Here is a 25,089-nt window from a genome sequence, read left to right as displayed (position 1 = left end):
TTTGCCAAAATGCCAATTTCTGCCGCAATTGTGAACCGCGACACTTGACCGTGGTGATATTTGCGACTGTGATAGAACCGCTCGCGCCGGGAGGGTGTCGAGAATTGGGGGGCGAATGGTTTGCTTCAGCCGTCCCCTCCACAAAAACATAAGACAACAGATAAAGGTTGGGAAAAATGAAGATTAAGCTCCTGTCCGCCGCTGTCGGCGCAGCAGTTTTCGCACTTGGCGCCTCGGCTGCCTCGGCAGCAACTCTCGCAGACGTTAAGGCAAAGGGTTTCGTCCAGTGCGGCGTCAACAGCGGCCTCGTCGGCTTTGCTCAGCCTGACGCGTCCGGCAACTGGGCCGGCTTCGACGTCGATTTCTGCAAGGCGGTCGCTTCAGCTGTGTTCGGCGATCCGACCAAGGTCAAGTATACGCCCCTTTCCGCGAAAGACCGCTTCCCGGCCCTGCAGTCCGGCGAAGTCGACGTCTTGTCGCGTAACACGACCTGGACGATCAACCGAGATACCGCTCTCGGCTTCAACTTCCGTCCCGTCACCTATTATGACGGTCAGGGCTTCATGGTTCGCAAGGGACTGAACGTTAAGTCGGCTCTCGAGCTTTCCGGAGCTGCCGTCTGCGTTCAGGCAGGCACAACGACCGAGCTCAATCTCGCCGACTATTTCAAGGCCAATAACCTTCAGTACAACCCGGTCGTTTTCGAAAAGCTCGAGGAAGTCAACGCCGCATACGATTCCGGTCGTTGCGACGTTTACACGACCGACCAGTCCGGCCTTTATTCTCTGCGTCTGACGCTGAAGAACCCTGACGAGCACATGATCCTTCCGGAGATCATCTCCAAGGAGCCGCTCGGCCCGGCCGTCCGCCAGGGTGACGACCAGTGGTTCGATGTCGTGTCCTGGACGGCCTTCGCTCTGGTCAATGCTGAAGACTTCGGCATTACCCAGGCCAATGTCGACGAGATGAAGAACTCGCCGAACCCGGACATCAAGCGCTTCCTCGGTTCCGAAGCCGATACAAAGATCGGTACCGATCTCGGCCTCACCAACGATTGGGCTTATAATGTGATCAAAGGCGTCGGCAATTACGGCGAAGTCTTCGAGCGCAACATCGGTCAAGGCAGCCCGCTCAAGATCGAACGCGGCCTGAACGCTCTGTGGAGCAAGGGCGGCATCCAGTACGCGCCCCCGGTCCGTTGATCGCTGGCCTGGAATAGAATACCGGAAAGGCGGGAAACCGCCTTTCCCACGTCCAAGAAAAAAGCCCAGAACGGGCACATAGGGGAATTGGCTCGGCATGACGCAAGAGGCTCTGGGCACGACACCGTTGCCTAAAACCGGCGGGACCTTCCGGTCCGCAATTTATGATCCCAAATACCGGGGTATTTTTTATCAGGTTCTCACCGTCCTCGTGATCGCTGGAGTGGTCTGGTGGATCGTCGACAACACGGTGGAGAATCTCGCACGCAGCAATACGGCCTCTGGTTTCGCCTTCCTCAGAGGTCGCGCCGGCTTCGAGGTCGGTCAGTCGTTGATTTCCTACTCCAGCGACTCGACCTACGGACGGGCCCTCGTCGTCGGTTTCCTGAATACCCTCCTGGTCGCCGTTACCGGTATCATCACCGCGACGATCATCGGCTTCATCATCGGCATCGGACGCCTGTCGCACAACTGGCTCATTGCCAAGCTGTGCACGGTCTATGTCGAAGTGTTCCGCAACATCCCGCCGCTGCTTGTCATCTTCTTTTGGTATTCCGGCGTTCTCGCCGTTCTGCCGCAGCCGCGCGATTCTGTGCATCTGCCGTTCAGCATGTTCCTGAACAATCGTGGTCTCGCCTTTCCGAAGCCGATCTTCGAACCGGGCATGTGGGCGGTTCTGATCGCCTTCGTCGTCGGCGTCATCGCCGCCGTCGCAACCGCGCGCTGGGCCCACAAGCGCCAGGCCGCGACGGGCCAGCCGTTCCACACGATCTTGGTCTCGATCGCACTGATCGCCGGCCTACCGATCTTGGCCTTCCTGCTGGCCGGGCTGCCGATGTCCTTCGACGTTCCGGTCGCCGGCAAGTTCAATCTGACGGGCGGCTCGGTTGTCGGGCCTGAATTCATGTCGCTCTTCCTGGCACTATCCTTCTATACGGCAGCCTTCATCGCCGAGATCGTCCGCGCCGGCATTCGCGGTGTAGCCAAAGGACAATCGGAGGCGGCAGGCGCTCTTGGACTGCATCCTTCCGCCATCACCCGCCTTGTCGTGGTGCCCCAGGCCTTCCGCATCATCATTCCGCCGCTGACGAGCCAGTATCTGAACCTGACGAAGAACTCGTCGCTGGCGATTGCGATCGGCTTTGCGGATCTTGTCGCCGTCGGCGGAACGACCCTCAACCAGACTGGCCAGTCTATCGAAGTCGTGCTGATCTGGATCGTCGTCTATCTAAGTCTCAGTATTCTCACGTCGCTGTTCATGAACTGGTTCAACGCTAAGATGGCACTGGTGGAGAGATAAGATGTCCGTTTCCAACTCTTCCTTTGTCAGAACGGCGATATTAGCGCCGGAACCGCCGCCGCCGGGAGAACGCGGTGCTTTCGCCTGGGTCAGACGCAACCTGCTTGCAACGCCGAGGGACATTGTCCTGACGGTGCTCGCGATCGCCCTCCTCGCCTGGGTCGTGCCTCAGATGATCGACTGGCTCTTCGTCCAGGCCGTGTGGACCGGTACCGACCGAACCTTCTGTGCAACCGCCGTCCAGGGTGGCGTGCAACCAGAGAACTGGAGCGGCGCTTGCTGGGCCTTCGTCAGTGCGAAGTTCGATCAGTTCATTTTCGGCCGCTATCCGCTTGACGAGCGCTGGCGTCCGACGCTCGTCGGAATCCTCTTCGTGCTCCTGCTGGTGCCGATGCTGATCCCGTCTGTGCCGCGCAAGGGCCTGAACGCGATCCTGCTCTTCGCCGTGCTGCCGATCTTCTCGTTCTTCATGCTCTATGGCGGCTTCGGCCTCGAGATCGTCGAGACTCCCCTCTGGGGCGGTCTGCTCGTAACGCTGGTCGTGTCATTCGTCGGCATGGCGGTTTCGCTGCCATTCGGTATCGTGCTGGCGCTTGGCCGGCGATCGACAATGCCCGTCGTGAAGATGGTCTGCGTCACTTTCATCGAAGTGATCCGCGGAATACCTCTGATCACGGTGCTCTTCATGGCAAGCGTCATGCTGCCGCTCTTCCTGCCGACCGGCTGGAATGTCGACAAGCTGATGCGCGCGGTGATCGGCGTATCGATCTTCGCCTCCGCCTATATGGCAGAAGTCATTCGCGGCGGCCTGCAGGCAATCCCGAAGGGCCAGTATGAGGGAGCCGACTCCCTCGGGCTCGGCTATTGGCAGAAGATGCGGCTCGTCGTCCTGCCGCAGGCAATCAAGCTGGTCATCCCCGGGATCGTCAACACGTTCATCGGCATGTTCAAGGATACATCGCTCGTTTCGATCATCAGCATGTTCGACCTGCTTGGTATCGTCCGGCTGAACTTCACCGACGCCAATTGGGCAAGTTCGGTCACACCGTTGACGGGTCTCGTATTCGCGGGCTTCGTCTTCTGGGTCTTCTGCTTCGGCATGTCGCGCTATTCCGTGTTCATGGAACGCCACCTCGACACCGGCCACAAACGATAAGAATGAGGGAATAAACATGGCTGAACCCAAGAAAATGACCGTTTCCGCAACGGATGTAGCGGTCGAGATCATCAACATGAACAAGTGGTACGGCGATTTTCACGTGCTGCGCGACATCAATCTCAAGGTCATGCGCGGCGAGCGCATCGTCATCGCCGGCCCTTCGGGCTCCGGCAAGTCGACGATGATCCGCTGCATCAACCGTCTCGAAGAGCACCAGAAGGGCCACATCCTCGTTGACGGCACGGAACTCACGAACGACCTGAAGAAGATTGACGAAGTGCGCCGCGAAGTCGGGATGGTGTTCCAGCACTTCAATCTGTTCCCGCATCTGACGATCCTTGAAAACTGCACGCTGGCGCCGATCTGGGTGCGCAAGATGCCAAAAAAGCAAGCCGAAGAGGTCGCCATGCACTTCCTCAAGCGCGTCAAGATCCCGGAACAGGCGCACAAGTATCCCGGCCAGCTTTCAGGTGGCCAGCAGCAGCGCGTGGCGATTGCCCGCTCGCTCTGCATGAACCCGAAGATCATGCTTTTCGACGAGCCGACCTCGGCGCTCGATCCGGAAATGATCAAGGAAGTGCTGGATACGATGGTGGGTCTTGCGGAAGAAGGCATGACGATGCTCTGCGTGACCCACGAAATGGGCTTTGCCCGTCAGGTCGCAAACCGCGTCATCTTCATGGACCAGGGCCAGATCGTCGAACAGAATTCGCCCGCCGAATTCTTCGACAACCCGCAGCACGAGCGCACTAAGCTCTTCCTCAGCCAGATCTTGCATTGAGCGAAAGAACTTCGTTGAGAAAGGCCGCCGGAGAGCGCTCCGGCGGCCTTTCTTTATATCGCCAGCGAGCATCTCATCGCTCACAACCGCCGAGACCGTCTGACGGCAACGTGCGGTAAAGGAGCGGCATTCGCTCGGCCATGGAAAAGCGGAGGGGCATACCTATCTTGGATAGCATGCCGACCCACATTATGGAGCACTCCGATGAAAGCCCAATTTGCCGCAATTCTTATCGTGGGGGCATTGATCGCAGGGTGTTCGGCCACAGGCGACATTTCCGGTCCCGGCTTGGAGCCCATCCCCGGCAGCATCACCTACAGCGGCCAGCCCCGCACGAAGCTGACGAAATCACCGATTGGTTCCGCATTCCCGCACACATTTTACGACAACAGGGGACGTGAGGTGGAAGAGACCTACATCATCCGTCCCGATCGCAGCCTCATGATTTCAAGGCGCGTCTTTCGCCCGTTCTTCGACTGGGGTGATGATGACCGCTAAAAAGCGCCGCAACTGGGTGTGATGGTCTTCAAACCCGCCCATTCGCCAATGCGGTTTCCAGAAATGTCGTCAAATGACGTCATGCAACGGTCTGCTTTAACTCTTGATTAGGCATCCACTTGCTTCAGCGTGAAGTTATGCGATGCTCTTTGCCTAAAAAGGGCGCCCGAAGTTGCACGGGGTCCAAAACACGGGGGCAGAGAGAATGATGGAAATTCACGGTTCACAGCATGCAAATGGCAGACCGGAGCATCCTATGAATTGCCGGACGGAAGTCGAAGCTGCGATGTTCGAAATGATCAAACGCTTGCAGCAGCACGGCTGGACGCCTGCCGAAGTGGCGCTCGCGCTCGCGGACGCTGCAGAAGACTATGTGATGCTGCTCGCCAGCAAGAACGCCGGAAGCCACTGACGGGTTCACCTCCCGCCTATCCGCCCTGAGAAGCGCATATGCATTTGCGCGCATCCAGGGCGGAAACGCGGGCCATATCCGCCCGCGATCACACGGATGCCCAAAGATGGCGCAGCCGCGGGTGCTGGCGAATGTCTGACGCAGAAGCGAACTGATTTGCATCCCACCCGGCCTGCCTCGCCACCGCCACGATTTCGGGCTGGTCGTCGAAAAAAATCGGGCGCTCGCCGGTTCCGATGTGCAATCGGGTATTAATCGTCTCGAAGAAGCGAATATCCTTCTTCGGGTATCGAATTTCCGCGCTGTAAAACATTTGGTCGAACAGCTTCGAGAAACCCAGCTCGTTCCAAAGAAACCGCGCCCGGCAATGCTCCTGACCGGTTGCCACGTAGAGCTCGACGCCACTGCCACTGCTCCTTATGGTCTCGACCAGATCAAAAACCTCCGTGTTGATATTCGAATCCTTGTCGAACCAATATCTCATGAAGTCCTTCGCATCGCCGTGATAGCCAACCTCCGGGAGAATCTCGGCAAGGGCCTCCGCGAGGTTGCGTTTGCCGGTGATACAATCAGCCATCAGCGAACTCGAACGGCCGCCCGCAACGCCAAAGAAGAGATCGCCGAATGCCGCCCGGTCAACGCCGAGATCAGCCTCGATCGTCGCGTCCCAGGGCTTGCGAAGCGACGGATCTGAATGCCAGCCATCGACCAGCACGCCATCAACATCAAAAAATATTCTCATCACCCAAAATCCTGCATCAAAGCGCTCGGGGGCGTTGAAGATTGCAACCAAAGAGCGACCATCTGCTTCTCCTTCCCACCACCTAAGCGGCCACTGACTACAAGGTGCTAAATCCCGTCTCCACCCAAAGAAGCCGCTGACCGTCCTTTGACCACGTCGCGTCTACGGACATGCCATATGGAATCGATCCGAACGCCCGCCGCACGATGCCTCTTGTCGGGAATTTCGGGCCATTCTTTCGGATCGAGTAAGAGGCGGAAATCCTTAACAGCCGGATTAAGATTGCCATTATTTATGTCCATAAAGATCGTTGCTTGCACAAAAGAAAGCGCAGACTGTTCAGCGGTGTCTCAAAGGATCATGATCGGCGCCCGCACCACGGCCTTGGGGTTCCCGGACACCGGTCTCCTCCGCAGATGAACGGTACGGCGAGTCCTTCGGCAATCAGGATTTGTCCCACATCCCGCCCGTCGACCTTCAGGACGCCGCAAGTGCGTCCGTAGTTGCATTCATCTGTTCCTTCGGTGCCGGCTCGGCAGGCACATGCCACCTTCGTGAGTTGCACGTTTGGTAGATTTACCAGCTCCTTCAGACGCGATTTTGCGCGATTGCCGAGCTCCCGTTCATCATTACATTGAGGACTGAACGTCTCAGGCGTATTGAAACCAACCAGGCGCGTCCCTGCCCGCTCTCCAAGGATGTGGACCGTATCGCCGTCTGTGACTGTGAACCTTTGCTCGACCGACCCTGTCGCAATCGGCGACGTGTCGGCCATGCCGAGAAATCGCGATGGTCCGGTCTCGAACAATGAGTAGAGAAGTCCGACGACCGCAATGGCCGCCACGATGATCATGTCGCGGACAAGTCTCCTGCCCCACCATGTGGCCTGTCGTGACAGGAAAGAACGTGTGTGATGTTGCGAACGGCGTCGATGGACAGCAGCGCGGTATGTCGGCGTCGCTCCGCGATGTCCTGCTCCGTCACGCCGGAGAATCTGGTGCAGCTTGGTCAGTTGCTTGTCGCTCAGCCGCGTCCTGCTGCCATATCTCTCCAACCTTGAGAGCACGTCCGAGAGAAAGCTCCGCTGCCATGGGCTCAGAGTCGCTTCCGCCAATGCAGTCCGAATGTTGGCTTTGAGATGTTCCGTTTCAAAGAACACGAGCGCGGCGTCGCTTGGCTTCGAATCTGAATAGTCCTGCATCTAGCAAGACGGCCCCCCGCGCTGGGTGGATTTTTTATAGTGGATCCATATCGCGCCAATGGAGCCAAGGATGGCAAGGCAATACCAACCGAATATCAGGCCGAGCACCCATTGTTCCTCGCTGTTACGAAGGCCGAACCCAGTGGCTATCAAAACAACATGAGCAATAAGAAGCCCAATCGCAACGAAGATCACCGATACAACCCCTGTTAGCAAAACCGTTATACGCAAAAACAACCGTTTCTTCCAAGATGAACCTGCGCACAGATAGGAAGCTGGTAAATGCCTGGTTACGAAACCAGTGGAGGCGACAATGTTCGAGGATTAAAAGGCGGTGGGCAGGAGGGCCATTGAGAGCCTCGATGGCGTGGATGGCATCTCGTCGGCTCTTCCACCGCCAGGTCTTATGGTAGCATTTTTGGATGAGGCACCCGGCGAATCAGTTTCACATTTCGCCCAACATGATCATCGCGATTTCGGCCTTTCATCACTATGGCGCTTGAAAGTCCATTTCACGACGTAATCGCCGTTACGCTTCATTTTGGTTTTCATCTGCACCCGAAACGCTCCGCCTAATGCCAGCTCCGCGGTTTCGAAGGCCTCGCGAGCCTCGGCAAGCGCCTTATGATAAGCTCTGTTGTCGCGCTTTGGGCTCTCGGCCAAAGCCTTGAAAACGGCAGTCAGATCAGGCTTGTCCTCATCGATCAATTATCGATTCCTCTGTCGAACGCTTGGATTTCCTGATTCATGGCCTAACCCGACATCGGTCGAAACGACCTTCCTTATAATACGTACCAAGCCTGCATGCCATGGCTGCTCGACTATGCCAGCGCCCTGAAGCGCAGATCTGCGTCGATTACACCTTTGCTTTCCCTCGCGATTATCCAGCGGTTGTCCCCAGGTTAGCAGCGGAGTCTTGTCGGGCGACATGCAAAACTGGCACGATAGCGACACCTAGAACTGGTCCCCCTTCGCGGTTGGGGAGGAACTGATGGACGCCGAAAGCCGGATCGACTTGATGTCCGCTTATCGGTGAACCCGGATCAATCGGCATCAGTCGTCGGAAACCGCCGACAACAGAAGACAGCTCCCCAACTGCCGCTTGGGGATCCCGCGAGGTTCACGATAAAACGTCCGTCTCCGGATTAAAGGCCCAGCCGAAGCGCTGGTGTGAATCGAGCGTGGGCGCACTATACAGATAGATAGTGTTGATATTCGCACGCACGATTCACTTTCTGATAAGGCAGTGCTTTTCTATAAGTGCTTCAAGAAGGAGATTTTCCATGGACACCAAGACCTACAGCGTTCACAAGAACCTCAACATCTACTGGTCGGTGGTCGATGAAGTCACTGGCCGAGAAGCGGTGGTCAACGGATTTGTCATGGACATGCTCACCGCCGAAGAGGCCGAGCAGTTGGCCGGCGCGCTGAACCGAAATGAGCAGCAAGAAGTCCTCTTGGCTGCCTGAGGCCAACGAAAGTGCAGGCCAGATGCGTCGTGCGTCATGACACCGGCTCGCCATTTGAGGCAGCCGACCTTTGGCACCAGATATCGTCGAAGGCATTTTCTCTAATCGGTGCCGCCTTCTTCCTCCGAAGCCCGTCTCCCTAATCGCTTTCGCAAGATTGACCGCTCATCCGACCTTCGGGCGCGTCCTCGGCACTCTTCGAAGATGCTCGCCGGGCCGAGGAGGCGCGTGGCCCCGAAATTGTCGACGCCTGCGGGGCTGGTTCATAGCGATCGGAGTAGCAGAGCCGTAAGCCCCCCGCAATCCACGATAGTACCCATTAAAATTTGTCCTCAGTGCTCGTGGTCTGCGATGGCCAACTTTGCAACCAACCTGGGTGCGGCGCGTTCCTTCACGTGCGAAATCTGAGGATCCATCGATGAAGACCATCCTTTCCGTTGCAGCCGCAACCTTGGCAATATCTGCCGGCGCGAGCTACGCCCAGCAGCCCACTGAGGCGCCGCCGCCACCCCCGCCAGACGGTCGTTCTGTGGCGCCTGAATCCACTCCGGCGCCCCAACCGACCCCGTCAGATGAGGGCGCCCGGCGCGATGAATTGCGCAGCGACCGGGATGACCGCCAGCCGGCGCCTCGCAGGGCCGCGCGCTTTTACATCCAGGATGGCGACGTCAAGATCAGCATCAGGTGCGCCGATGACGAACCGACAAGAGTTTGCGCCGACCTCGTGCTCCAAATGCTGGACAGATTGGAAGGCTCATCATCATCGAGAGGTGATCGTGATCGTGATCGTGATCGTGACGGTTACCGGTACCGGTAGGCATCTCAGTCTACCGTGCCATTGGCCGCCGCCTCTCGAGTGAAAGCTGTTCGGCACCCCGACAGCTGCGCGCAAACCCGACCCTTATGCTGCCTGGTGCGTGCTCGGGCCACCAAGCGGCTGCCTGCCCTTCAATTTCATGAATCTCCGCGTTGTCATCCGGATCCCGCAGTCCCTTGTATGACGACTGCCACAGCTTGCCGTCATGCGACCGCGCGCGACATTCGACCTCGGCCACCAGTCTGGCTTCACCCAAACGATATTTTGAGCGGCCGGAATATTCGACAGGTTTCTTCACCTTGAGTTTGTCGACAGCTTCGCGCAGTTCAGGCGCCGATCGTTCGTTGAAGCCGGTCTCCGCCGATCCGTCATAAAAGCACTTCTTCGCCAGGATGCATCCAGGACGTCCTGCTCGGCCTCGACCACGTGGTCATCGGTGATCTTGTCCATGAAGCGAGCGTTCATGCACACCCACGCACGGCACGACTCTTGCACAGTTACTGATGTGTTTACCGCTAGGAGTTCGAGTGTAATGAACTGGCACAAATTCACAGCGTTTGCGCCGCTGATGCTGGTGATGAATGGCTCTGAAAAATACAAGTTGGTGAAGTCTCTAGGCGACGCTGCAGAAGCTTTGTTCGCATCTTGGCCACTCGATGATGGCGAGGAATACCTCGTGGCGGTTAAGACGTGTTTGGAGGCGTTGCACGGCACGACCTCCCCAGCAGAGGCGAGATCTGCGCTCATCCGAGCGGCCGAGGAAGCTGGCATTCCGGTGATCACTATCGTTCACTGAGGCTCGTGGGAACGAACCAGCACTGGTATGGTTAGAGCCAATAGAAGGGAGTCCTCCATGACGACCATTCAACCTGAGCCGACGCCAAACCCAAAGCCCAGTCCCGTTCCTGATCGGCCGCCCGATATTCCCGAGCCCCCAATCGAAGAGCCGGACCCCGATTTGCCGCCCGAAGAAATTCCGAATCCAACCCCGCCTCCAAAGGAGTTTCCGCCGACGATGAAGTGAATTCGATCGCTCGCGAGCCATTCAAGTACGCGAAACCTTCAACTGAACGCGAAAGAGAGATGCATTATGAATTCAGATCGTTGTGGATCAGCGCCATACCGGTCTTATCCCCGCGTGGTGTGATGCGCATGCTATGATGACGCACTAAGTCGCTGCACCAGTTCCCGTGCATGTTCTTCCATCCAAGCCACTTCGAGCGTTCCTTCATCAAGTACGCCCCGGCGATCCAATTCCATTTCCCATGCAGAGCCGGATGCAGCGAGATCACGCATGTGTTCCTGCATTTGCCGCACCGAAGCGCCGACGCCATCTTCGGGGGCGCTGGCGGTCACCGAGGTAGATAAGGGGACAAGGGTCCGGAATTCCTAGGCAAAAGCTCGTCAATCCGATTCTGCTTGTGACCATTGGCGATGACGGCCAGCGGAGTTCCGCTTACTATCTGTATCACGAGTGCCCGTGAGAGTTTTGAAGGATTTGGAGTTCGAACTGCCAGTAAGTATCGATTTGCCCGCCCCTATGCGAGCATTTTCATTTCCAGCGACGTTCTGTACCGGAGAGGGGTCTTCGGTATGGACATTTAATGGTTTGGCGACCCCTGCAGGATTCGAACCTGCGACCACCTGCTTAGAAGGCAGGTGCTCTATCCAGCTGAGCTAAGGGGCCGTCCGGCCGCTGCAAGGGTGCAGCGGCGAGAGGCGCATGCCTGAGCGCTCAATGCGTCCAGGGCTGCGTGCGCGTATAGCGGAAATTATCAGGATAAGCGACTGTCTGGCGAGCTGGTTCCTTCGGCGCAATCACGCGGTATTCGATGCCGTTGCGCTTGGCATAGGCTTCCGCCAATTCCTGCGTCTCGAAAGTCAGCTTCACCTGCTGGCGCATATCGCCGGAGGATGTGTAGCCCATGATGGGATCGATCTTGCGCGGCTGCTCCTGATCGAATTCAAGCACCCAAAGATGCGTCTTCGCCTTGCCGGACTGCATGGCGGTCTTGGCGGGACGGTAGATCTTGGCAGACATCAGCTGCACGCCTCCGGATACGCGGGCTGTGCCCGCTAAAACTTAGCCTTCCATCCCGTCTCCGGAATGGTCTACATCGCCTCTATAACGCGAAGAGGTGAAATTTGCTTAGCCGCGAATCCCTCCACTTTCAAGAAAAAAGCCGACTGTGCGAAATGCCGGCGCTGTAAGCGAGGACCCAGTCCCCGGAAGGTTGCCGACGGAACAACAATGCCGTGTTGAAGACGGGGAAGACGCGAATTAGATATTGCGGGGCCGGGGTGAAGCGTGTATTGCCCCCTCTCACGGAGTGTAGCGCAGTCTGGTAGCGCATCTGGTTTGGGACCAGAGGGTCGGGAGTTCGAATCTCTCCACTCCGACCACCCTTTCAAAAAATGTCTTCGCAGGCGGCCAATGTCTCTGCGCAGGAGCCGTAGATGCAAGTTGAAGTCCCCTGCCCCAAGTGCGGCAAGACCCGGATGAACTTTCCGCGCCCACAGCCGCTCGATAGCGACATCATCACCTGCTATCACTGCGACTTCGAACTCGGCACGTACGGTACCATCAAGCGCAAGATGGCGCTGTTCATGGAGCGATTAATCCAGGCCAAGGCCAAACCGGTGAGAAAGCAGTGATATTACGAGAGATCGGGCGATGCCTACGGCGCACCGCTAATTTTTTCTCGTCACCGTTGCGCTTGCGACCTTGTCGCCGACCTTGATTCCGTATTTTCTGACGACGCCGGCGTTCAGCTCCACGACGTATTTCACAACACCCATCGAATCAATGATCGCCCTCGAATAGGGCACGGCATTTTCCTTGATGTGGCGAATGGTGCCGCCGCTATCGATGAATAGCATGTCGAGCGGCAAGATGGTGTTTTCCATCCACATTGTCACCCGCCGCGGCTGGCCGAAGTCGAAGATCATTCCGGCATCCTCGGCCATTTCCTTACGGAACATCAAACCGTACTGCCGCTGCTCATTGCTGGCGGCAATCTCCACCGTGAAATTCAGCATCCTGCCGGAGGCAGTCTGGATCACCAACGGCTCCTTGTCGAAATGCGGTTGCTGCTGGGCGAAGGCGGAGACGGCCAGCATGAAAAAAAGCGCCAGAAAGGCGCCTTTGATGGCATGTATCGCCATGCAGCGAGGCATCAGTGCGACCGGCTTGCCGGGCTTGGCATATCCGGGTGGATTTCGGCTGCCATCAGGCCCTTGTCGCCATCGCCGTAGCGGACGAGAACGACCTGGCCGGGGCGAAGCTCGGTCAGGCCAAAGCGGCGAAGGGTTTCCATGTGCACGAAGATGTCTTCCGTACCCTCGCCGCGCGTCAAAAAGCCGAAACCCTTCGTGCGGTTGAACCACTTCACCAGTGCCCGCTCAAGGCCACTCGTCGGAGTGACCTGCACGTGGGTGCGCACCGGCGGCAGCTGCGACGGATGGACGGCAGTCGACTGGTCCATGGAGAGAATCTTGAACGCCTGATAGCCGCGCTCGCGGCGTTGGATCAGCGCGACGATGCGCGTGCCCTCGAGGATCGTCTGGTAACCGTCGCGGCGAAGGCAGGTTACGTGCAGCAGGACATCCTGCATGCCGTTGTCGGGGACAATGAAGCCGAAGCCCTTGGCGACATCGAACCATTTGACGACACCGGTGATTTCAACGAGGTCGACGGCATCCCCGGACAGCTCGTCGATATCGGTGAATTCCTTCGATGAAATCCTATCAGCCATGTCGCCAGCCCCTCAATACGCGTCACACTGTTACGGTTAACTGATTCTTGCAATCAAGATTAACATCTTGGTAACGGATAAGCGCAAGTCCTGTTTTCGGTTATTCCCAACTGCTCATTTTAGTCGCATGTCTTGCCCGAAGCTGACCTCCTGCCACATAACGAAGCAGCTCCACATTTTAGAGAGGAAATAGAATGCGTTATCTCCACACTATGGTCCGTGTGCAGGATCTGGATGCCTCCCTGCATTTCTACTGCACACTTTTCGGCCTCAAGGAAATCCGGCGCTCCGAAAACGAAAGCGGCCGTTTTACCCTGGTTTTCCTCGCCGCAAACGACGATATCACAAATGCAGAGAAAAATGGCGCCCCCTGCCTCGAACTTACTTACAATTGGGATCCCGAGGAATATACCGGCGGACGCAACTTCGGCCACCTCGCCTACGAGGTCGACGACATTTACGCGACCTGCCAGCATTTGATGGACAACGACATCACCATCAACCGTCCGCCACGCGACGGCCGCATGGCTTTTGTTCGTTCGCCCGATGGAATTTCCATCGAAATCCTGCAGAAGAACGGCAGCCTTCCGGCGGCCGAGCCGTGGCTTTCGATGGGCAATACCGGCGCCTGGTAAGCTGAGGCTTTTGCGAGGCTTGCGGCTTTTGCGATTTCGGACCTCCGTGCCCGCTTCGCGCTTGCCGCCAGGCTGCCCCGCAGGCACTCTGCGGCCGACTCGAAGCGGAAGACGATACGGTTGAATGGTCCTCCGCGCCAACGGAGACCGTCGCTTGCTCATTCTCCAAAAGCGGATGCCCGCCGCGGCTGCACTTCTCATCGCTGTTGCCGCCCTTGCGCTCTCCGGCTGCGTCTCGAATCGCAAGGTCGTTGATTCGGCAACCGTCCTTCCTGTTGGTCCTTCAGCCGAGCAGCTTGCGGCCAACGCGCCGGGCAAGGCTGCCAAAGGCGCCTATCGCGATCCGATGGTCACGAACGTATCGGGCGCGCAGCAGCAGATGGCGGCGCAGGACCCGAATGCTGGGGCCATGCCCGCCGGCGCAGACGCCACACAGCCCCCCAATATCGCCGGCATGGTCATGCAGCCGACCCGCATCAATGCCGGCACGATGAGCATCTTCTCGGCCCAGCCGGCAATGCCGCAGAACAACCGGACCTCGACGATCATCCGGCCGGCCGGCCCCAGCGCCTATGCGCCGGTCCGGGGCATCGATGCCGCACGCAGCAGCGTCTTCAGTGCGCCCCAGCCCGACCAGCCACCGCAGCAGGGCGAAGTGCTTCTGCCGCAGCAATCGTCCGAAAACACCGGCACGAAGCTTGCGCCCGCCTACCAGACCGCGTCGCTTTCGACCGGCAGCCTGACGGGCGGTTCGATGAACGCGCTCTATGCCGCTCCGAAACAGGACCTCGTCGGTGGTCTCGCCGGGCTCCTTGAGAAGGCGTCCCTGCCGGGTTTGACACGCGTGGCGCCGAACGGCCTGCACATCCAGAACCCAAACGTCGAGGTCGGCTGCTTCAAGCCTGCCATGCTCAATGTCATCAAGGCGGTCGAAACGCATTTCGGCAGGCCGGTCATCGTCACCTCCGGATATCGCGACCCAGGGCATAACCGGATGGTCGGCGGCGCCGAGGAATCGATGCACAAGACCTGTGACGCCGCCGACATCAAGGTCGACGGCGTCTCCAAATGGGATATCGCCGCCTATATCCGCTCGCTGCCGCGCCGCGGCGGCGTCGGCACCTACTGCCACACAGATTCGGTGCATCTCGATACCGGCAAGAGCCGCGACTGGAACTGGGGCTGCGGCGCCCGAGGCAGCCGGACACCGAACGCCAGCGCCATCTGACGGCAGCGCAATCTGCCACATCACGTTGCGGCAGCATTAGGCTATCCCTTAAAGAAACAGCCGCCAGCCTATTGATTCGTCTTAGATAATCGGCCTCTTACACAGCCTCGGATTTCCTGTCATTTTTTTGAAAGAAAACCGCAATTCCCGCTTGCGGGATTCAAAAGGCCTGACTATAAGGGCGCCACCACGAAGGAAGCGCCCTTCGTCTATCGGTTAGGACACCAGATTTTCATTCTGGGAAGAGGGGTTCGACTCCCCTAGGGCGTGCCAAACTACTTTAAAATCAATTACTTAATGTGGGCGATCCCATTTGATCCCAAAACTTAATGGGATTCACTTCACGATGCGCAGGATAGGCTTATTTACGGCTATCGTCGTTTCGCCGTGATCATTCAACGAGCGGGCGGCGTCGATCATTATCCGGCGCTGATTGATTCGGCGCATGTAATGTTCGGTCGATTTTAGATCCGTATGGCCCATTGCTTCCATGACGGCGCGTGTCTGCAAATTGGCCTCGGCCAACAGGCTGCCGAACGTGTGGCGCAAGCCGTGAAGCGTGTAACCTTTTGGCAGTCCGGCTTGCTTCGTCCAATCGGCCATGCGCGTTGTTACAAGGCCTTTCGATCCCAAAACTAAATACTTGATTTCAAAAGAAGCACGCCCCTAGGGCGTGCCATCAATCCATAGAGACAATCGGCACGTCGGACAGTAACACCACGAGTAATTATTTACTCCTTCCGCAAAAGCCGATCCCGACCTCCCGGCCCTTTCGAATATTATAGGAACAGCCTCGACGCATTTCCCAACGACTGGTTCTCTCGTTGAGTTCGCGGTCCGAGTTATGCGATTTGGCGGCATCGTACTCTGCTTGCGTTACCCGAGCTCAGCAGCGGACAAGCTGCTTCAATCGGAGTGAGAAGAGCGGTAGGACTGCCATTTTTCTTTTCATTGTGTCTATTTGTCGGTACGCTTGAGAAAGCCGTGGAGCGTTCCTATCTGCACGCGACACAACGCGCCCTTCGTCTATCGGTTAGGACGACAGATTCTCATTCTGTAAAGAGGGGTTCGATTCCCCTAGGGCGTACCAGGTTGAATTGCATCATATAGTTATTATATGCGAGCAACCATCCAGGATTTGGCAGGCGGGAGCAAGTTTTGCAGCGGGCCTGTGCCGGGACGAACGACGCAAGCGCCGACGGTCTTGCGAGCAAGATACGCCGCCAGCAACTCGGTCCGATCGTCCGGGGCGAGGCGTACCATCATCCCAGTTTGACAAGGCCGCTTAGGATGCTTTGTCGTCCTGAGATGGATTCAACGATCGTCGTTTTCCACAAGCCTCGAAAAAATCTGGATAATCGCTAATTTTTCGCGTTTTGCCGCTTGCAGCGCACAAAGGTGCTGACTATAAGGGCGCCACCACGAAGGAAGCGCCCTTCGTCTATCGGTTAGGACACCAGATTTTCATTCTGGGAAGAGGGGTTCGACTCCCCTAGGGCGTGCCAATCTCATTTTATTATGTTTTTTCGGGTCTTTGAGGGGTTTTTATAAGGGGTTTCCCCTAACGCCTCATTTCAACCCCTAACGCACGATTCGCAGGTTCCCGCGACGCTTCATCAAATTGCGCTTTCTTCGCGCTCGTTGATCGTCTGCGCGATGTCGAACATTGCCAGTTTCTTGTTGGCGTCGCGCACATAGTCGCCTGCTCTATAATGGCCAGGATATCGGCGTGATGTGCGAGGAATAATGAAAAAAATGACGACCGATCAGCCTGGATTTTTTTATTTCGAATGCCAGACGTGCGGCTTTGATAGCGTGCAAACGGCTGATTTCAGCGGCTCCGATGCATGCCCGTTATGCGACGGCGACAACAATCGCTATTCGCAAATGACGCAAAGGATCTGCCGCGACACCGATCGGCCAGAGGGCCGAGACGCGCGCACCGAGGCTTAAGGGATTAGGGGTTTTACGAAACGCTACGGGAACAAAACCCCTAACCCCATACAAAAAAGTGTAATGAAAACAAAAAAATTGGCTCGCCCCTAGGGCGTGCCATTCTCCCCTCAGATACAGGCATCTTCGCCGCGCCGGCCACGTGGTCAGGCCGACCCATGAAGTTCCCGCAAGCCTCGCGTAAAGTCCGCACTCTATGAGCATGGCAAGCGGGTTTGCTTCGGTCCTTCGAAGCGCCGACCACCGCTTTTGCCGGCCGAACCGACAGACGTTTCAACCGGCTTGAGTGAGGTGCCTGAAGGGAGAGCCATTTGCCGCGCGTGTCAATCTGTATACCGGCCTACAAGCCCGATTTCTTTGAGCTCGCGCTGAAGAGCGCGATCGCGCAAAGTTTCGATGACACGGAAATCATCGTCTCTGACGATTGCCCGACTGATGCGATCGCGAAAATCTGCGAGCGATACTCAGGCGTTGTTAAGTACAGCCGCAATCCGGATCCTGCCGAGTACAAAAACGTCATGCGGCTCGCCGGGCTAGCCGGCGGCGAGTACATCAAATATCTCTTCGACGACGACGTTCTCAATCCGTTCTGCATCCAGTACCTGCTCCAGGCGCTTGAAGCCACACAGAACAGAGGGACGAAACTTGCGTTTTCTCCACGATATTTCATCGACGAGCGAAACCAGATAACAAATCTCGGCAACGGATTGATGGTCGAAGGCTCTTTGAAGGTGATCGAGGGCCCTGACTTCATACGCATCACCGCCGTCAAGCATCACAATCTGCTTGGCGAGTTCTCGTCGGCGCTCCTGAGAACGGCCGATTGCTTCGATGACTCCGGCCGTTTCGGTCTTTTCAAGGTCGTGGACGGCATCATTTCTGGACCGCTCGATCTTTCGTCCTGGATTGGGCTCTCCCTCCGCGGGGCGATTGTCGGCCATCCCATGCCCCTCTCCTACTTCCGCCAGCACTCCAATTCGCAATCAAATCCGGCGGCCAACCGCTATTTCATCTACTCGATCACCTACTACGAGGAAGTGCTCAATCTGGCGATCGACAAGGGCTACCTGCAGCCCTCCGATCACCCCATCGCTTATCGGAACCTCATCAATCACTATTCCTACTGGAGAGCATTGTTTCCGGAACTGGATGAACGGATCGCTCGCATCAGAATACGTCTCTGAGTTGCATGCAGGCGCAAAAGAAATCGCAAAGGATTGAATCACAATGGACGGAATCACGGGTTCAGGGATGCAGAAGCTCATTGAAAGCGCCGCGGCGTTACGCTCCGCGCTTGTCGCGAAATCGGGGATCTACGAACTTAAACTGCGCACTCTTTTAGAACTCGCCGAGGAGTTGAAGATCGCGAAAGAGTATACGGCCAGCCTGCCCCCGATAGAAATCGGCAGCATCACGCTGGTGGACCAGGTTGTCCTGGTGCTGCTCGCCAAGATCGTGAAGCCCCGGAAGATCATCGAAATCGGCACTTACAAAGGTTTCACCACACGCCTTTTCATCGAAAACACGCCTGACGATTGCGAGGTGGTCTCAATCGACCTGCCGAAGGGCCTCACGGCGCACCTTGCCGAGACTGACGAGCGCAGCGCTTTGTCGTCCGCAGAGCAGAATGACGATTATCTCCGCAAGCGCCAGGAAATCGATGGCGAGGCCTATCTGGCGTCGATCACCGAGGCGCAAAGGAGGCGCCTGACGCTCGTCAAGGAAGACTCGACGACGATCAATTTCAAGGAGACCTTCCAGTCGGCCGAGATGATCTTCATCGATGGCGGGCATGAGCACCAGATCGTCCGCGCCGATACGGAAAACGCATTCGGCATCGTCAAGCGCGGCGTCATCGTCTGGCATGACTACAATTCTAAGATCCACGGGGACGTCAGCGAGTATTTGGCGGAGTTCTCGCAGTCGCAGGTGGTCTTCCATGTCGCAAACAGCCTTGTGGCCTTTGCGCTGGTCAACATTGAGCTCTGAACATGGGGGCGAGCGAGATCAAAATCGGCAGCCTTTTGACGAAGGACGAGTTCCGGGAACTCACGGCGTCGAACGACCCGATCGCTTGGTGCCACCTCGCACTCAGGATCGGCATCCATGCCGGCTTGCTTTTCGCGATGATCCGCGCATGGGAAGGCGGCTTTCCCGCGCTTGCCTTCGCAGCCTTTTATATCAACGCTGGCCTATGGCAGTTCGCCGGCTATGCCGGCATCGGCCATGAACTGTTTCACAAGAAGGTCTTCAGCAGGAAATTGCTGAATACACTGTTCTTCAAGCTGTTTTCCTATTTGACCTGGAACAATCCGAGCTATTTCGAAAAGAGCCATCAGTTCCACCACGCGTCCACTTTTCATGAGGATGACATCGAAATCTATCGCGATTTTCCGCTCGACTGGCTGGGTGCGTCGCGCCTCGTCCTGCTTGATTATCAGAGCCTTTGCAGGCGGATCCTCTATGCGCTCTGCAATGCCTTCGGCTACGAAGCGTACTTCGGCAAAGGCATCCGACTGAGACTGATGCCCCCCGAGCGACGCGAAGCACAATCCGACGCGATCTCCATGCTTGCGCTCAACACCAGCTGCCTGGTCTTGTTTTTCCTGGCGACACGGTCGCCTGCCCTGACCGTCATGTTTTTCATCACGCCGTTCGTCGCATCGCTCCCCAATCGCGTTTTGGCGCTTGCCCAACACATCGGTCTTGAAGACCACAAGGACGAAAGCGCGCTTCTCTTTTCAAGAACAGTCAATCTGCCGGTACCGGTCGCTTTCTTCTATGCCAACATGAATTATCACGCCGAGCACCATCTGCTGCCGTCCGTTCCCTATTACAATTTGCCGAAGCTGCACGATATCCTGAATGCCAAGCTCAAGATGGAGCGCGAGGAGAAGGAATTCGGCTATCTCTTCACCCGAGACTTCTGGAGCTCGGTCGCTGTATCGGCAAGATCGGAAGGCAATGCCGGTGCCTGAATGAGAGGCTGAAGCGTTCTGTGCGCTCCAGGCCTCCCGGCGCAATCAGCCCTTGGGTGTCAAGACCATGAAGCGCATGACGTTTGGCCTGCCCTCGGAGCAAATGAGGTAGCGGTTGTCGTCGGTGAAATCGTTCAATTCCTGAAACTGCGTCAGATCCCTGACTGCAGGAGCTATGAATTCGACATTGAACAGCGCTGAGGCCGAAGAGAGGAACCGTGTATATTTTTCCCAGAAATCCTCAACCCAGTTATGGATCTCGATGACGATCATCGCCTGTTTCAGGCCCTCCAAAGAAACGTCGTCAAAGATTTCGAATTCCGCACCCTCGGCGTCGACGAGAACGATTGTTTTCGCCAGATCAAGGTGGCTGAGCTTTTCATAGAACCGCCTGTCTGCGGCCCCGTAAATTTGGATCCTGTCCGAGGTCGAATTCGACTCTGCATTCGATGCAATGGTGCGCTGCCCTTCCTCGCTCAACTCGAAGCAGACGGCGTTCTTCACCCTGGCCGACCGAAGCATGCCGATTGCGTAGTATCCATCGGCGGCCCCGACATCGACGAAGCTCTCAAAGCCATCCAATCTTTCGGAGAAGAGAAAATCCAATATTTCCTTCTCATAGAGGCCCAAGAGCATCGACCCGAAGTCGCCACCGCCCCACCAGTTGTTCTTCGCAAGCGAAAGTCCCTTGAACGGACCATATTTCACCACCCCGCCAAGAAGGTCGTAGATCTCTGACGACACGCGTCTTCTTCGCTGAAGAATCGTTTCCGCGCGCCATTGCTCCCGCATCTCCATTGTCGCGCGGGACTGCCGTTCAAACACCTTTTGGAAGAAGATACGCTCGCCTTCAATCAGATCAGGCAGTTTTTCGTTCATTGCGCGGTGTCTCTTTTCGCAGCTGCAGTCTGCATCTCTGGCCGATGCGGAGGTTGGAATCACGGCTGAAAGCGTATGAGATGGTAATCCGCTTAACAAGGCGGCCCGACTGCTTCCCACAAACAAGGTAGCGGCCACGGCAATGAAATCTGACGCCGTCCGGCCTCAGGCGGCAAGCCTCAGGTAACGCCCGCATCCTATGACTCTCGCCATCGCGTCCGTTTTCGCCTTTCGCATATCGAAAACGGACGACGTGCGACTGCACACCCTGTTATCGGCTGTGCCGTTCCAACAGGCCAACGTCAGCGCATCTGAGGCGTGGAGTGGATTTGAGAATGACCAAGAGAGCATTGCTCGTCGGCAGTAACTTCAGCGCAGTTCCTCTTCTGTTCGCTTTGAAAAGGCGCGGCCTGCATATTTCCGTGTGCGGAAACCGACCGGATGAACCATGCCACGCTCATGCGGATCAATCGCATTTCATTGATTACAGCGATCCGAACGCGCTGCTTTCCCTCGTCGAAAAAGGCGATTTCGACTTCATCGTGCCGACGGGCAATGACGTCGCCTACATGTCGACAACTTTCGTTGCCGGAAAACTCGGATTTCCGCGCTTCGATTCCATGGAAACCGCAACCATCATTCACACGAAGCATGCATTCCGTCGCTTTACCGAACGGAACGATATCCCTGCCCCGCGCTCGGTGCGCCTGCAGGGTGATTCGCCAATCGAGACCGGGGCGCTGCGCTATCCGCTGCTGGTGAAGCCGAGCGATAGTTTCAGCGGCCGCGGCGTCACGAAGATCTTTGACAGAGCAGAACTTGCCGCCGCCGTCGCCGATGCCAGAAGGAACTCGCGCTCTGCCGGGGTCGTCATCGAGGAGTTCATCGAAGGCAGCCTGCACAGCCATTCAGCCTTCATCAAAGATCAGGAGATCGTGTTTGACGTCTTCGTCGATGAATACTGCACGGTCTATCCCTACCAGGTCGATTCATCGAACCATCCCTCACGCCTTTTCGAAACCGTTCGCTCGAAGACGCGAGCCATCATGGCGCGCGTCGTCAAGCTGCTGGGACTACAGGACGGCCTGATCCACACGCAGTTCCTGTCGGATGGCGACGATGTCTGGATCATCGAATGCATGCGGCGCTGCCCCGGCGATCTTTATGGTTCGCTCGTAGACCAGTCTCTCGGCATCGATTATGCCGACCTCGTCATAACGCTGTTGCTCGGCGAGGCATTCTCGGTCACCCCGCGCTTCGATCCACCGCTGTTCTTCGGGCGTCACACGATCACTTCCGACACGCCGTCGACGCCGTTTTCCTTCTCGCACTCCATTCCGTCATCCGATGTCCGCATCTTGCAGCTCAAGACCACCGGCAAACCGATGAACTCGGCGCCGTTCGACAAGCTCGCCATCCTCTACGCACGCTTCGGGACGCGCGATGAGATGCTGAAGGTGACGCCGGACTTCAAGACATTCATTTCACTTCAAACGATGCAGGGAGATCTCGCATGATCCGCTCAAGACTGGGAGTACCCGAGAAGCTGCGCCTCGCTTTTTTAGGCGGTGCCGTCAATTCTGCCGTGGGTCGCGCCCATCGCGATGCAATCGAGCTTGATCAGAAATTCGATCTCGTCGCCGGTTGCTTCAGCCGCCACGACGACATCAATCGGGAGACTGCGCGGCAGTATCGCATCCTGCCGGAACATTGCCACGCCGACTTCGACACTCTGCTTGCCAAGGAGGCCGGCAATATCGACGCCCTTGTCGTGCTGACGCCGACTCAACAGCATACGAAGCAAGTCGTCGCAGCGCTCGAGGCGGGCGTCTCGGTGATCTGCGAAAAGGCCCTTGCCGGTTCGAGTGCCGAAGCCCGGATGATCGGCGCAGCCCGCGCGAACGGAGGGTTCTTGGCCGTGACCTACAACTACACGGGATATCCCATGCTTCGCGAAATCCGCAGCATGGTCGAGCACGGAATTTTCGGCGATCTGCAGCAGATCCATATCGAGATGCCGCAGGAGACCTTCCTCCGTTTCCGACGCGACGGGACGCCGATGACGCCGCAGGATTGGCGCTTGCACGACGGTATCGTGCCAACGGTCTCGCTCGATCTCGGCGTTCATGTGCATTCGCTTTTGTACTTCCTGACGCATCGGAAGCCGGAAGAAGTGTGCGCAACCAGCCAGAGCTTCGGCAACTTTCCGCAGGTGCTCGACAATGTCCATGCGCTCGTGCGCTGCGCCGGCGGCCTGCATTGCAGTATGTGGTACGGCAAGACCGCGCTCGGGCAGCGCAACGGCCTGCGAGTGCGGCTCTACGGCTCCAAGGCGTCGATCGAATGGCACCAGGAAGTCCCCGAAGTCACCTATTTCTACGACCGTAACGGCCGCAAGCAGATCCTCGATCGGGCCAGCCCGGACATCGTGATCGCCAATGATGCGCGCTATGAGCGCTTCAAGGCAGGCCATCCGTCAGGCTTCATCGAAGCCTTTGCGAATTACTATGCCGACCTTGCCGATTCCCTGCTGCAATGCAGGGCAAATTCCGCACGCCTGGCCCATCCCTATGTGCTCGGACTCGAGGAGGCGGAGGAAGGACTGCGGCTGCTGGAAGCAATCGAATGCTCGCGGCTCGAAAACAGATGGGTCGAGGTTGAGCCGCAAGGCATATTCCGCTCGGGTAAGGAGCGGATCGAAGTCCGGGCTCCGCAACTGGCGCTCTAGCCAGGCGCCTATGAGAATGAAAGGATGCGGCGCGTGATCTATGATAACGCCGCATCCTGATGAACAACCGTCCACGATGCGTAACCTGCAAATTTCATAGGCAGCGCCAATCCGCTGGGACGGAGCTTGCTCTGACCTCTGAAACAAACGAGCCACCGGCCTGCTATTTGCGCGATCTCGCGCCGCAGGTCTTTCAATCCGCCGCCGGGCGACAGTCGAATATCGTGCTCTAGGCCGACTCGATCAGCGTGCAGACCTTATCGACGATCTCCATCCCCATGTCCGGATAAATGGGAAGGCAAAGCACCTGTTGGGCGGCTTCAGTTGCGACCGGCAGGTTCGATTGCTGTGCGGATGGCAGACTGCGATACATCGAGAACGTCGAGATCAGCGGATAGAAGTAGCGACGCGGGTGAATGCCGTTCTCCTTCAGCCGCTCATACAGTCCGTCGCGCGAAATGGGATAGCCGGGACGGACGAGGATCGGAAAATAGGAGAAGTTGGACACCGTCTCGCCGGAACGGTCCAGGCATTCGATCCCTGCAACGCCGCCAAGCCGCTCGCGATAGGCGCGGTCGATCACCTCGCGGCTTTCAAGCGCGAATTTGATGTATTTCAGCTGCAGCAGGCCGAGCGCGGCGTTGAATTCGCTCATCTTGCCGTTCGTGCCCGGCGCCACCACGGTGACTTCATCGACGTAACCGAAGTTCTTCAGCTGGTCGATCCGTGTCTTCGTCTTCGCGTCCGGGCAGATGATCGCCCCGCCTTCGAAAGTGTTGAAGACCTTCGTCGCATGGAAGCTCAGGACCGAAAGGTCGCCGTGATTGAGGATGCTTCCCCGCCCGTCCTCAACGCCGAAGGCATGGGCGGCGTCATAGATGACCTTGAGATTGTAAAGATCGGCAATCTTCTGAATCGAATCGACGTCGCAAGGGTGGCCATAGCAATGCACCGGCATGATCGCCGTCGTCTGTTGGGTGATTGCCGCCTCGATCTTTGCCGGATCGAGATTGAGCGTTACCGGATCGATATCGACGAAGACGGGTTTCACGCCGTTCCACAGAAGCGAATGCGAGGTGGCCACGAAGGAATAAGGCGTGGTGATGACCTCGCCGGTGATGCGCAGTGCCTGAAGTGCAGTCAGCAGCCCAACGGTGGCGTTGGAGAACAGGCTGATATGCTTGACGCCGAGATGGCTGCACAGTTCCTGCTCCAATTGCTGATGAAATGGTCCGCCATTGGTCAGGATGCGGTTGTTCCAGATCGCTTCCAGCGATGGAATGAATTCCTCGAGCGGCGGCAAGCTGGGCCTCGTTACAAAGATCTTTTCGTTTTTCATGACCGCCGTCCGA

Annotated in this window: 26 protein-coding genes, 5 tRNA genes and 1 pseudogene; 20 read left to right on the top strand and 12 right to left on the bottom strand. The window is 57.2% G+C overall.

Translation table 11 applies throughout. The features are described from left to right. The first annotated feature begins 176 nt into the window (after positions 1-176). The 6 genes from AM571_RS09350 (at position 177) to AM571_RS09325 (ending at position 5,352) form a co-directional block, all read left to right on the top strand. Complete coding sequence (locus AM571_RS09350) at positions 177-1,202, top strand: amino acid ABC transporter substrate-binding protein (RefSeq protein WP_074061161.1); 1,026 nt, start codon at positions 177-179, stop codon at positions 1,200-1,202. Positions 1,203-1,299: 97 nt separating this feature from the next. Beyond that, the gene (locus AM571_RS09345; protein ID WP_074061160.1) at positions 1,300-2,502 is read left to right on the top strand and encodes an amino acid ABC transporter permease; all 1,203 of its coding nucleotides are present in this window, start codon (positions 1,300-1,302) and stop codon (positions 2,500-2,502) included. 1 nt (position 2,503) lies between these two features. Continuing rightward, positions 2,504-3,658, top strand: coding sequence for an amino acid ABC transporter permease (locus AM571_RS09340; protein ID WP_074061159.1), 1,155 nt, complete (start codon positions 2,504-2,506; stop codon positions 3,656-3,658). Between the two features lie 16 nt (positions 3,659-3,674). Continuing rightward, positions 3,675-4,442: an amino acid ABC transporter ATP-binding protein gene (locus AM571_RS09335; RefSeq protein WP_074061158.1), complete on the top strand. Its 768-nt coding sequence runs from the start codon at positions 3,675-3,677 to the stop codon at positions 4,440-4,442. A 204-nt stretch (positions 4,443-4,646) separates the two neighbouring features. Further along, on the top strand, positions 4,647-4,940 hold the full coding sequence (locus AM571_RS09330; RefSeq protein WP_074061157.1) for a hypothetical protein: 294 nt from the start codon (positions 4,647-4,649) through the stop codon (positions 4,938-4,940). Between the two features lie 256 nt (positions 4,941-5,196). Continuing rightward, positions 5,197-5,352 (top strand): hypothetical protein, encoded by a 156-nt coding sequence (locus AM571_RS09325; protein ID WP_420493374.1) that lies wholly within the window; start codon positions 5,197-5,199, stop codon positions 5,350-5,352. A gap of 88 nt (positions 5,353-5,440) precedes the next feature. On the opposite strand, the gene AM571_RS09320 is transcribed toward AM571_RS09325, so the two are convergent. From AM571_RS09320 to AM571_RS09300, 3 genes are all read right to left on the bottom strand, one after another. After that, positions 5,441-6,145, bottom strand: coding sequence for an HAD family hydrolase (locus AM571_RS09320; protein ID WP_237358540.1), 705 nt, complete (start codon positions 6,143-6,145; stop codon positions 5,441-5,443). A 307-nt stretch (positions 6,146-6,452) separates the two neighbouring features. Beyond that, entirely contained in the window at positions 6,453-6,947 is a 495-nt protein-coding gene (locus AM571_RS37315; protein ID WP_237358539.1) for a thermonuclease family protein, read from the bottom strand. Between the two features lie 813 nt (positions 6,948-7,760). Continuing rightward, positions 7,761-8,003: a hypothetical protein gene (locus tag AM571_RS09300; protein WP_335727725.1), complete on the bottom strand. Its 243-nt coding sequence runs from the start codon at positions 8,001-8,003 to the stop codon at positions 7,761-7,763. 575 nt (positions 8,004-8,578) lie between these two features. Here AM571_RS09300 and AM571_RS09295 point away from each other — a divergent pair. Continuing rightward, the gene (locus AM571_RS09295) at positions 8,579-8,764 is read left to right on the top strand and encodes a hypothetical protein (protein ID WP_074061154.1); all 186 of its coding nucleotides are present in this window, start codon (positions 8,579-8,581) and stop codon (positions 8,762-8,764) included. A gap of 827 nt (positions 8,765-9,591) precedes the next feature. Here the strand turns inward: AM571_RS09295 and AM571_RS38150 are convergent. Beyond that, the gene (locus AM571_RS38150) at positions 9,592-9,906 is read right to left on the bottom strand and encodes a hypothetical protein (protein WP_335727727.1); all 315 of its coding nucleotides are present in this window, start codon (positions 9,904-9,906) and stop codon (positions 9,592-9,594) included. 207 nt (positions 9,907-10,113) lie between these two features. On the opposite strand from AM571_RS38150, the gene AM571_RS09290 reads away from it, so the two are divergent. Beyond that, positions 10,114-10,377, top strand: coding sequence for a DUF982 domain-containing protein (locus AM571_RS09290; RefSeq protein ID WP_074061153.1), 264 nt, complete (start codon positions 10,114-10,116; stop codon positions 10,375-10,377). 359 nt (positions 10,378-10,736) lie between these two features. On the opposite strand, the pseudogene AM571_RS38145 reads toward AM571_RS09290, so the two are convergent. From AM571_RS38145 to AM571_RS09275, 3 genes and pseudogenes are all read right to left on the bottom strand, one after another. Next, positions 10,737-10,898: pseudogene (locus AM571_RS38145) on the bottom strand (aminoglycoside phosphotransferase family protein); the annotation flags it as partial. A 293-nt stretch (positions 10,899-11,191) separates the two neighbouring features. After that, positions 11,192-11,268 (bottom strand) — tRNA-Arg (locus AM571_RS09280). Positions 11,269-11,316: 48 nt separating this feature from the next. After that, positions 11,317-11,622: an ETC complex I subunit gene (locus AM571_RS09275; protein ID WP_074061152.1), complete on the bottom strand. Its 306-nt coding sequence runs from the start codon at positions 11,620-11,622 to the stop codon at positions 11,317-11,319. Between the two features lie 285 nt (positions 11,623-11,907). On the opposite strand from AM571_RS09275, the gene AM571_RS09270 reads away from it, so the two are divergent. Together AM571_RS09270 and AM571_RS36160 are read left to right on the top strand one after the other, a co-directional pair. Continuing rightward, positions 11,908-11,984, top strand: a tRNA-Pro gene (locus tag AM571_RS09270). A 54-nt stretch (positions 11,985-12,038) separates the two neighbouring features. Next, positions 12,039-12,236 carry a hypothetical protein gene (locus AM571_RS36160; RefSeq protein ID WP_132552593.1) on the top strand — a complete coding sequence of 66 codons (198 nt, stop codon included), beginning with the start codon at positions 12,039-12,041 and terminating at the stop codon, positions 12,234-12,236. A 36-nt stretch (positions 12,237-12,272) separates the two neighbouring features. Here the strand turns inward: AM571_RS36160 and AM571_RS09265 are convergent, their stop codons facing one another. Then, positions 12,273-12,746, bottom strand: a complete 474-nt coding sequence (locus AM571_RS09265; RefSeq protein ID WP_420493373.1) for a DUF192 domain-containing protein — start codon at positions 12,744-12,746, stop codon at positions 12,273-12,275. 11 nt (positions 12,747-12,757) lie between these two features. Then, complete coding sequence (locus tag AM571_RS09260) at positions 12,758-13,336, bottom strand: cold-shock protein (protein WP_022715433.1); 579 nt, start codon at positions 13,334-13,336, stop codon at positions 12,758-12,760. 194 nt (positions 13,337-13,530) lie between these two features. On the opposite strand from AM571_RS09260, the gene AM571_RS09255 reads away from it, so the two are divergent. The 3 genes from AM571_RS09255 to AM571_RS09245 all read left to right on the top strand — a co-directional run bounded on the left by AM571_RS09255 (position 13,531) and on the right by AM571_RS09245 (position 15,472). Beyond that, the gene (locus AM571_RS09255) at positions 13,531-13,971 is read left to right on the top strand and encodes a VOC family protein (protein ID WP_074061150.1); all 441 of its coding nucleotides are present in this window, start codon (positions 13,531-13,533) and stop codon (positions 13,969-13,971) included. 175 nt (positions 13,972-14,146) lie between these two features. Further along, complete coding sequence (locus tag AM571_RS09250) at positions 14,147-15,199, top strand: YcbK family protein (RefSeq protein ID WP_420493383.1); 1,053 nt, start codon at positions 14,147-14,149, stop codon at positions 15,197-15,199. A gap of 198 nt (positions 15,200-15,397) precedes the next feature. Further along, positions 15,398-15,472, top strand: a tRNA-Glu gene (locus AM571_RS09245). A gap of 63 nt (positions 15,473-15,535) precedes the next feature. Here AM571_RS09245 and AM571_RS09240 read toward each other — a convergent pair. Further along, complete coding sequence (locus AM571_RS09240) at positions 15,536-15,802, bottom strand: site-specific integrase (RefSeq protein WP_074061149.1); 267 nt, start codon at positions 15,800-15,802, stop codon at positions 15,536-15,538. Between the two features lie 412 nt (positions 15,803-16,214). On the opposite strand from AM571_RS09240, the gene AM571_RS09235 reads away from it, so the two are divergent. The 5 genes from AM571_RS09235 (at position 16,215) to AM571_RS09210 (ending at position 20,130) form a co-directional block, all read left to right on the top strand. Then, positions 16,215-16,289 (top strand) — tRNA-Glu (locus AM571_RS09235). Positions 16,290-16,629: 340 nt separating this feature from the next. Next, positions 16,630-16,704, top strand: a tRNA-Glu gene (locus AM571_RS09230). A 768-nt stretch (positions 16,705-17,472) separates the two neighbouring features. Further along, positions 17,473-18,336 (top strand): glycosyltransferase family 2 protein, encoded by an 864-nt coding sequence (locus tag AM571_RS09220; protein WP_237358551.1) that lies wholly within the window; start codon positions 17,473-17,475, stop codon positions 18,334-18,336. 43 nt (positions 18,337-18,379) lie between these two features. After that, positions 18,380-19,141 (top strand): class I SAM-dependent methyltransferase, encoded by a 762-nt coding sequence (locus AM571_RS09215; protein WP_074061146.1) that lies wholly within the window; start codon positions 18,380-18,382, stop codon positions 19,139-19,141. A 2-nt stretch (positions 19,142-19,143) separates the two neighbouring features. Beyond that, a complete protein-coding gene (locus AM571_RS09210; RefSeq protein ID WP_074061145.1) occupies positions 19,144-20,130 on the top strand; it encodes a fatty acid desaturase family protein in 987 nt (328 codons plus the stop codon). A gap of 45 nt (positions 20,131-20,175) precedes the next feature. Here the strand turns inward: AM571_RS09210 and AM571_RS09205 are convergent, their stop codons facing one another. Continuing rightward, a complete protein-coding gene (locus AM571_RS09205; RefSeq protein ID WP_074061144.1) occupies positions 20,176-21,009 on the bottom strand; it encodes an FkbM family methyltransferase in 834 nt (277 codons plus the stop codon). A gap of 335 nt (positions 21,010-21,344) precedes the next feature. On the opposite strand from AM571_RS09205, the gene AM571_RS09200 reads away from it, so the two are divergent. Then, a complete protein-coding gene (locus AM571_RS09200) occupies positions 21,345-22,526 on the top strand; it encodes an ATP-grasp domain-containing protein (RefSeq protein WP_237358538.1) in 1,182 nt (393 codons plus the stop codon). Further along, complete coding sequence (locus AM571_RS09195) at positions 22,523-23,737, top strand: Gfo/Idh/MocA family protein (protein WP_074061142.1); 1,215 nt, start codon at positions 22,523-22,525, stop codon at positions 23,735-23,737. The genes AM571_RS09200 and AM571_RS09195 overlap by 4 nt, the downstream gene beginning before the upstream one ends. Positions 23,738-23,966: 229 nt before the next feature. Here AM571_RS09195 and AM571_RS09190 read toward each other — a convergent pair whose 3' ends face one another. Beyond that, positions 23,967-25,076 (bottom strand): DegT/DnrJ/EryC1/StrS family aminotransferase, encoded by a 1,110-nt coding sequence (locus tag AM571_RS09190; protein ID WP_074063143.1) that lies wholly within the window; start codon positions 25,074-25,076, stop codon positions 23,967-23,969. Between the last annotated feature and the right edge of the window lie 13 nt (positions 25,077-25,089).

Source organism: Rhizobium etli 8C-3, assembly GCF_001908375.1.
Lineage (GTDB): Bacteria > Pseudomonadota > Alphaproteobacteria > Rhizobiales > Rhizobiaceae > Rhizobium > Rhizobium etli_B.
The sequence above is the reverse complement of the archived record's forward strand: the minus strand, read 5'-3'. Positions and strand labels throughout refer to the sequence as shown.

Coding starts and splice junctions, on each gene's coding strand:
- AM571_RS09290 (WP_074061153.1), top strand. CDS start 10,114: ATGAACTGGCACAAATTCACAGCGTTTGCGCCGCTGATGCTGGTGATG.
- AM571_RS09350 (WP_074061161.1), top strand. CDS start 177: ATGAAGATTAAGCTCCTGTCCGCCGCTGTCGGCGCAGCAGTTTTCGCA.
- AM571_RS09195 (WP_074061142.1), top strand. CDS start 22,523: ATGATCCGCTCAAGACTGGGAGTACCCGAGAAGCTGCGCCTCGCTTTT.
- AM571_RS09325 (WP_420493374.1), top strand. CDS start 5,197: ATGAATTGCCGGACGGAAGTCGAAGCTGCGATGTTCGAAATGATCAAA.
- AM571_RS09190 (WP_074063143.1), bottom strand. CDS start 25,076: ATGAAAAACGAAAAGATCTTTGTAACGAGGCCCAGCTTGCCGCCGCTC.
- AM571_RS09265 (WP_420493373.1), bottom strand. CDS start 12,746: ATGGCGATACATGCCATCAAAGGCGCCTTTCTGGCGCTTTTTTTCATG.
- AM571_RS37315 (WP_237358539.1), bottom strand. CDS start 6,947: ATGATCATCGTGGCGGCCATTGCGGTCGTCGGACTTCTCTACTCATTG.
- AM571_RS09250 (WP_420493383.1), top strand. CDS start 14,147: ATGCCCGCCGCGGCTGCACTTCTCATCGCTGTTGCCGCCCTTGCGCTC.
- AM571_RS36160 (WP_132552593.1), top strand. CDS start 12,039: ATGCAAGTTGAAGTCCCCTGCCCCAAGTGCGGCAAGACCCGGATGAAC.
- AM571_RS09275 (WP_074061152.1), bottom strand. CDS start 11,622: ATGTCTGCCAAGATCTACCGTCCCGCCAAGACCGCCATGCAGTCCGGC.
- AM571_RS09200 (WP_237358538.1), top strand. CDS start 21,345: ATGACCAAGAGAGCATTGCTCGTCGGCAGTAACTTCAGCGCAGTTCCT.
- AM571_RS09295 (WP_074061154.1), top strand. CDS start 8,579: ATGGACACCAAGACCTACAGCGTTCACAAGAACCTCAACATCTACTGG.
- AM571_RS09205 (WP_074061144.1), bottom strand. CDS start 21,009: ATGAACGAAAAACTGCCTGATCTGATTGAAGGCGAGCGTATCTTCTTC.
- AM571_RS09335 (WP_074061158.1), top strand. CDS start 3,675: ATGGCTGAACCCAAGAAAATGACCGTTTCCGCAACGGATGTAGCGGTC.
- AM571_RS09260 (WP_022715433.1), bottom strand. CDS start 13,336: ATGGCTGATAGGATTTCATCGAAGGAATTCACCGATATCGACGAGCTG.
- AM571_RS09345 (WP_074061160.1), top strand. CDS start 1,300: ATGACGCAAGAGGCTCTGGGCACGACACCGTTGCCTAAAACCGGCGGG.
- AM571_RS09340 (WP_074061159.1), top strand. CDS start 2,504: ATGTCCGTTTCCAACTCTTCCTTTGTCAGAACGGCGATATTAGCGCCG.
- AM571_RS09330 (WP_074061157.1), top strand. CDS start 4,647: ATGAAAGCCCAATTTGCCGCAATTCTTATCGTGGGGGCATTGATCGCA.
- AM571_RS09215 (WP_074061146.1), top strand. CDS start 18,380: ATGGACGGAATCACGGGTTCAGGGATGCAGAAGCTCATTGAAAGCGCC.
- AM571_RS09255 (WP_074061150.1), top strand. CDS start 13,531: ATGCGTTATCTCCACACTATGGTCCGTGTGCAGGATCTGGATGCCTCC.
- AM571_RS09240 (WP_074061149.1), bottom strand. CDS start 15,802: ATGGCCGATTGGACGAAGCAAGCCGGACTGCCAAAAGGTTACACGCTT.
- AM571_RS09210 (WP_074061145.1), top strand. CDS start 19,144: ATGGGGGCGAGCGAGATCAAAATCGGCAGCCTTTTGACGAAGGACGAG.